This is a genomic window from Spiroplasma endosymbiont of Lariophagus distinguendus, assembly GCF_023846195.1.
In the GTDB taxonomy this organism is placed as follows: domain Bacteria; phylum Bacillota_I; class Bacilli_A; order Mycoplasmatales; family VBWQ01; genus Spiroplasma_E.
In genome coordinates this window covers 1-6,841 of the sequence record NZ_JALMUW010000056.1, presented here as the reverse complement: position 1 = coordinate 6,841, position 6,841 = coordinate 1, and the positions used below count along the sequence as shown (strand labels likewise).

The window sequence follows — 6,841 nt, the reverse complement described above, 5'->3', positions numbered from 1 at the left end:
ACTTAATTGAATTTTATTTTTTTACTGAGAATAAACATATTGTCTTTATTGATAGTAATTACCATTCGTTTGTGGGGTATTAGTTCTTCTTTAATAATAGCTTGTGCGATAATAGTTTCAATATAGTGTTGAATATAGCGTTTAATCGGTCGTGCGCCATATTCTTCATCATAAGCATCTTTTAGTATTTTATTAACTACTTCTGATTCATAAGATAATTGTAAATTTTTTTCTTGTCTTAATCGCAATAATAAAGTATCTAATTCTTTAATAATAATTTCTGTTATAACTTTTTTACTTAATGGATTGAAGATAACAATTTCATCAATTCGATTAATAAATTCTGGTCGAAATGATTTTTTTAAGATATTTAATGCTTGCTCTTTGCTGTTATCTTTACCACTTAATAGTTCTTGTGAACCAAGATTTGAAGTCATAATAATTATTGTGTTTTTAAAGTCAATTAAGAGACCATGACTGTCTGTAATTCTACCTTCATCAAGAATTTGTAATAAAATATTTAATACTTCAGGATGGGCTTTTTCGATTTCATCAAAAAGAATGATACTATAAGGATTTCTTCTTACTTTTTCGGTTAATTGTCCACCGTTTTCATAACCAACATAGCCAGGAGGTGAACCTAGTAATTTGCTAACTGCGTGTTTTTCCATAAATTCTGACATATCAATACGAACCATATTTTTTTCGCTATCAAATAAAATATCAGCTAAGGTTCTAGCAACTTCAGTTTTTCCAACACCGGTTGGACCCAAGAAAATAAATGAACCAATTGGGCGATTGGGATCTTTAATGCCAGCACGAGCTCTAATTAAAGCATCACTTACCAACTGTAGGGCATTACTTTGACCTTTAATTCTCGTATTTAAAGTTAAGGGTAATTTTAATAATTTTTCTTTTTCGGTTGCTAATAAACGAGTAACAGGAATGCCAGTTCATTTTGCAACAACTTTTGCAATATCTTCACTAGTAACATCTTCGCGTAGTAAAGGATTATCTTTTTTTATATTTTCACTATCTTTAAGTTCTTTTTCTAAGTTGGGAATAATACTATATTGTAGTTCACCAGCTTTTGTAAAATTACCTGATAATTGATACAATTCTAATTCTGATTTAGCATTTTCTAATTTATTTTTTAAACTAGTAATATGGTCTAATGCTGACTTTTCTTTGATTCATTTATCTTCTAATTGTTGTAAAGTATTTTTTTTAGTTTTTAATTGTTTATCGACTTCAATTAGTCTTGTTTGCGAGTTTTCATCTTTTTCTTTGCTTAAGGCTGCTTGTTCAATTTTTAATTGTAAGACTTTTCTTCTTATATCATCTAAATCACTAGGAACCGAAGCAATTTCAGTTTTAATACTAGCACAAGCTTCATCAATTAAGTCAATTGCTTTATCAGGTAAGTAACGATCATTAATATATTTATTAGATAGATAAACAGCTTCTCTTAATGCACTATCATGAATTTTGACACCATGATAAGCTTCAAAACGTTCTTTTAAACCACGTAAGATAGCAGTTGTATCTTCTGTTGTTGGTTCTTTAATAATCATCTTACGAAATCTTCGTTCAAGGGCTGCATCTTTTTCAATGTATTGACGATATTCGTCAAGTGTTGTGGCACCAATACAACGTAGTTCACCGCGTGCTAACATTGGTTTTAGTAAATTAGAAGCATCCATTGAACCTTGTGTTCTACCAGCACCAACAATTAAATGTAGTTCATCAATAAATAAAATAATTTTTCCATTAGAATTTTTAATTTGGTTAATAACCGCTTTTAATCGTTCTTCAAACTCACCTTGGAATTTAGCGCCAGCAATTAGTGCTCCCATATCTAGTTCATAAATAATTTTATCTTTTAAGTTACTGGGAACATCACCACGAACAATACGTTGGGCTAAACCTTCAATAATAGCAGTCTTACCAATACCAGGTAAACCGATTAAGACGGGGTTGTTTTTAGTTTTTCGTGAGAGTATTTCTTCTACTTTACGAATATCTTCATCACGTCCAATAATAGGATCCATTTTTCCTGTTTTAGCTTGTACAATTAGATTACGAGCAAATTTATCAAGAATTTTAGGATCATTACTATAGTTAGGGATTTCATTTAATTGCATAATGTCACTCCTCTTTTTAGCACTATAATTACTTGATTGCTAATCATATTAATATACTAACAAATAAAATTAGCAGTTTCAAGTAGTAACTGCTAATTTTATATTTAATTGACTTAGGGATAAGTATTTTCAATTAAAGAAACTTAATATAATATTAATATTTGTGATAGATCTTGTAGGTATTTTAGATCTTAAATATATATTTCTCGTGTAAATAATATATATCATATTTTTAAAAGAATTGATATTGGATGGGTGGCACTTGGCCCTAATTACTGGACCACTTTCATACTTTTTTTCTAAATTTTAATTTGTAAAATTGGTGGTTTTAGAAATTTAGAATGTATTCTTTCATAATTATAAAACATAACATATTGATTTACATCATTTATAGCTTCATTGATTGTTAAATATTGGTTTGAACCTTTGGGTAATCATTCTTGAGATAAATGTGAGAATCAGTTTTCTGATAGAACATTACCGCCAATATCATAAGGTTGCTTTTTGCTTAAGATTATTTGTTTGTCAATAGTTCAGTTGGATATGTCTTGGCAATAAAATTCAGCAGCATTATCTGAATGTAAAATAACGCTTTTGATTTGTTTTAAAGAAAATTGTTGTGTTATTTTTTCAAGAGCAGGTTTTATTAAATCTTTATATGATTTATTAGAAGCAGTATTATAACTAACAACATTATTTGAATAAAAATCAATAATTACCAAAAGGTATAATCAGCCTTCTTTAGTATTGATTTGTTTAGTATCCATTGATCAAATTTGATTAGAAGAAGTTGTGATTTTATAATTTTTGTTGACTTTATCCATTGTAGGTATTCATTTATGTGCAGTCTTTTTATTTTTACTATTATTATTTTTAGTTTGTTTTAAACCTTGGATGTTGTGATCTTTCATAATTTTTCGCATTTGTTTTGTTGATAATTCTATATTTAAGTGAATGTTTTTTTCTTGTTTTAATCATTCTTTAAATGCTGAAAAAATTCGTAAATATCCATAAATTCTACCTTTTCTTGTAGAATGAAATTCAATTAAAAATTTGCATAATTTTTGATATTTATGGTTACAATGATCAAGGTGATTTATTTCTTTTTTAATAGGTTTTTGTTTGTTTTTTAAAAAGTAATATGTTGATCTGTTTAATTGAAGATATTGAGAAAGATGTCTAATCGAATATTGATTCTTGCAATGATCAATAATTTTAATTTTTTGATTAATATTTAATTTTCTAATAAATAATTCTATTTGTTTAATTTTATCCATTAATAAAAATCCTTTCATGTCAAAATTAGTGTTAATTATATAACACAATTGTTTTTCGAATACATTCAGGTTTTTTAAATTAATGGTCTAGTAAAAAGGGCTAAGTGCCAAGTGCCATGTTCTATCAGAAAACTGATTCTCACATTTATCTCAAGAATGATTACCCAAAGGTTCAAACCAATATTTAACAATCAATGAAGCTATAAATGATGTAAATCAATATGTTATGTTTTATAATTATGAAAGAATACATTCTAAATTTCTAAAACCACCAATTTTACAAATTAAAATTTAGAAAAAAAGTATGAAAGTGGTCCAGTAATTAGGGCCAACCACCGTTATCCTGCAGAAATAAAAAGGGTAATTTATACCACAAATGCTATTGAATCTGTTAATAGTCAATTACGAAAAGTCATCAGAAATAAAAAAGTTTTTCCTAACGATATGTCAGTTTTTAAAATATTTTATTTAGCAATTGACAATATAAGAACCTGTTTGGAATCTTTTATAAAATAATGTAAAATGATTATATATTTTAAGATAAGGGGTATATATGCATAAAAATTATCCAAGTCATGTCACCAAAGAACAATTTGAGAACATAAGATCAATTTTAGAAAATAGCAAAAAGAAAACAAAACCAAGAAATTTAGATTTATATGAAGTATTTTGTGCAATTTTATATGTATTAAAAAGTGGTTGTCAATGAAGAATGCTACCAAAAAATTTTCCAAAATGACAAACTGTATATTATTATTTTCAAATTTGAAGTAAAAATAATGGTAAAGAACCTAGTATATTGCAATTAATTTTAAAAAAAATTAGTTAAAAAAGTTCGAATCAACAATAATCGCAAAGAACAAACCAGTTTTTGTATAATTGATTCGCAAAGTGTTAAAAATACAGATACTACTGAAAATAAAGGTTATGATGCTGGTAAAAAGATTTCAGGAATAAAGCGTCATATTGTTGTTGATTCTCAAGGCTTACCACATGCAATTTACATAACCACAGCAGAAAAAACAGATCGTAATAGTGCTATAATAATGATTGAAAATGAAAAAGAAAATCTTTCTGCAGTTCAAAAAATAATAGTAGATGCTGGTTATACTGGTGAAAAATTTGCTTCTGAAATCAAAACAATCATAAATGCAAATGTTGAAGTTATAAAACGTAATGAATTACATACTTTTGTAGTATTACCAAAAAGATGAATTGTAGAACGAAGCTTTGCTTGATTAGAAAAATACAGAAGATTATGAAAAAATTGTGAAAGAAAAGTAAATACTAGTTTACAAATGGTTGTTCTTGCCTTTATTTCAGTTTTATTAAAAAGATTCTAAACAGGTTCTAAGGAAATATTATGAAACAATTTAAACAAAAATTAATTTTATTACTTAGTGTTAGCAGTTTATTAGTAACCTCAGTATTAAGTATTAGTTTTAATAATAAAAATCATCAAACTAGTAATAGTAAAGTTAGCGGCTTTCATATTACTGTTAAGTCATCAAATCGTAACTTAGTTAATAGTATTAAATCTTGAAATAATGATTCACAATATTTATATAATAATGTTAAAAGTACACCATTAAATGTTAATTTTGATAGTTATGATCAAATTATTAATAATGATTGAACACATAGTAATATTGAAACCAATGATATTATTAATGATCAAGGTTATAGTCAATTAAAAAGTATTATTAATGATAATAGTAGTTATTTTAAAAATGCACAAGGTTTTCTTACTGCGGGTGCTTTTGGTCATACTTTTAATGAAAAAAGTAATAATTTAATTTTACAATATCATCAAACAATTAAAGAAAGTATTGATGCAGGACTTTTTGCAACAATATATGAAGCAAGTGACATTAATACTTTAATGGAAGTTCCATATAATTTACAACCAAGTACTAATTTTCAAAAATCTAATTTTGAAACGCGTGCTAAAATATTTCCAATTGGACCATTTGCAAATACTAAGGATAGTTTTAGTAATGAAATATTTGTTTTTTATGTGCATCCTCCTTTTAAAAAATCAGGATTAGAAATTTCTATTAATAATGAAAACAGAGAAATAAAAAAAATTGTTAAAACTAATAGTAATAAAACTTTTGACTATGCTATTTTAAACCAAGATTATAGTAAAAATAAACCCACTATATATAATGTTAAATGAAATGATAGTGATGGTAGTACCGTTTTAAGACAAGAAACACTTACTATTAATAGTTCTATGCCAGACATTCAAGTTATTAATGAAAAAGAAGATAAATCTTCATTAATTCATCAATATTTTATTAATGAAGAAAAAAATAGTAATTTACAAATGATTGCTTTTAGTCAAATTAAATCAGAAGCTGTTATTACTGCTAATGTTAGTGAAGATAAATGAATATATCAGCGTGTTGATGATAATCTTGTTCCACAAGAAGAAAAGGTAACACCTATTTCAAATCAACCATTAAAAACATATCAATCTGAAGATCATACTATTTATTTATTACAAAGAATAGTAAATGATAAAGTTGATAGTTCTTCAAGACAATATTTAAATATTTATAATATTAATCCTTTATCAACTAAGTTTTCTGGTTTTACTAATTTTGCTAATAGTCAATCTGGTATTGATTTTAATCAGTATTTACAAGAAACCACTAATATAGATTGTGCAATTGATGTACTAAATCCAGGTCAATTACGTTATTGATTATTGTTTTATGAGCACGATTTAATTACTCATTTATATGCTAATGTTAAACATGATGAAAAAAATAAAAATAACCCTTTTGCCTTACCAGAAATAAAACCAAAAACAACAACTTTAATTAATAATTGAAATATTATAATTATTGGTAGTACTTTTTTATTAGTTATTATTGCTATTCCAGTAGTTATAGCAATATTAAGAAGAAAGAAAATTAAAAAGTAAGCAGTTTGGGGTAAGTCTAGTCATTATAGATATAGTTTACTAAATTTTAATCATATAGATAGTATAAAAATTTATGTAATATTGATAAAAATAATTAAATTTTCTATACTAAATATAGAAAATATGATATTATTTTTTTAAAACTTAATATAAGTTTTAAACTCATTACTTATTCAAAAGTAAATGAGTTTTTTTTATTTTTTTTAAAAAAGGAGAAGTTAATAATGACTTGATTAGAAGTAGAAAAGGCAATTGCAGATTTAGATGAAAGACAAAAAGATGAAACTAATTTTATATTAGTTGATAGTAATTATCATCCAGAAATGACTAAGAAAAAATACAAATACTGAAAAAAATTTAAAACAAAGCATTCAACAACAGCAAAAACGTTAAAAATTATTTGTGCGTCTACTAAAGGACTTGTTAAGGGGGCTTATGAAGGGATTCCTGAAGGTGCTGTTAGAGGTACTATTATTGGTGCTGCTGGT

The 6,841-nt window shown here is 25.8% G+C and carries 5 protein-coding genes and 1 pseudogene; 4 read left to right on the top strand and 2 right to left on the bottom strand.

The window, feature by feature from the left end; genetic code table 4:
• Positions 1-2: 2 nt before the first annotated feature.
• The gene (locus tag M0D11_RS07285) at positions 3-2,144 is read right to left on the bottom strand and encodes an ATP-dependent Clp protease ATP-binding subunit (protein ID WP_252320599.1); all 2,142 of its coding nucleotides are present in this window, start codon (positions 2,142-2,144) and stop codon (positions 3-5) included.
• A 299-nt stretch (positions 2,145-2,443) separates the two neighbouring features.
• Positions 2,444-3,439, bottom strand: a complete 996-nt coding sequence (locus M0D11_RS04820) for an IS3 family transposase (RefSeq protein ID WP_252319878.1) — start codon at positions 3,437-3,439, stop codon at positions 2,444-2,446.
• A gap of 321 nt (positions 3,440-3,760) precedes the next feature.
• Between M0D11_RS04820 and M0D11_RS04815 the strand changes: the two are divergent.
• The 4 genes and pseudogenes from M0D11_RS04815 to M0D11_RS04800 all read left to right on the top strand — a co-directional run.
• A pseudogene (locus M0D11_RS04815) lies at positions 3,761-3,907 on the top strand (transposase); the annotation flags it as partial.
• 67 nt (positions 3,908-3,974) lie between these two features.
• Positions 3,975-4,764, top strand: a protein-coding gene (locus tag M0D11_RS04810) for an IS5 family transposase (RefSeq protein WP_438811371.1) whose coding sequence is annotated in 2 segments (ribosomal slippage) — positions 3,975-4,235 and positions 4,237-4,764 — 789 coding nt in all. Because the reading frame shifts where the segments join, the coding sequence is not laid out codon by codon here.
• A gap of 20 nt (positions 4,765-4,784) precedes the next feature.
• A complete protein-coding gene (locus tag M0D11_RS04805; RefSeq protein WP_252320594.1) occupies positions 4,785-6,353 on the top strand; it encodes a hypothetical protein in 1,569 nt (522 codons plus the stop codon).
• A 224-nt stretch (positions 6,354-6,577) separates the two neighbouring features.
• Positions 6,578-6,841 (top strand): hypothetical protein (locus tag M0D11_RS04800; RefSeq protein WP_252320592.1); only part of this gene is annotated, 264 nt, incomplete at its 3' end.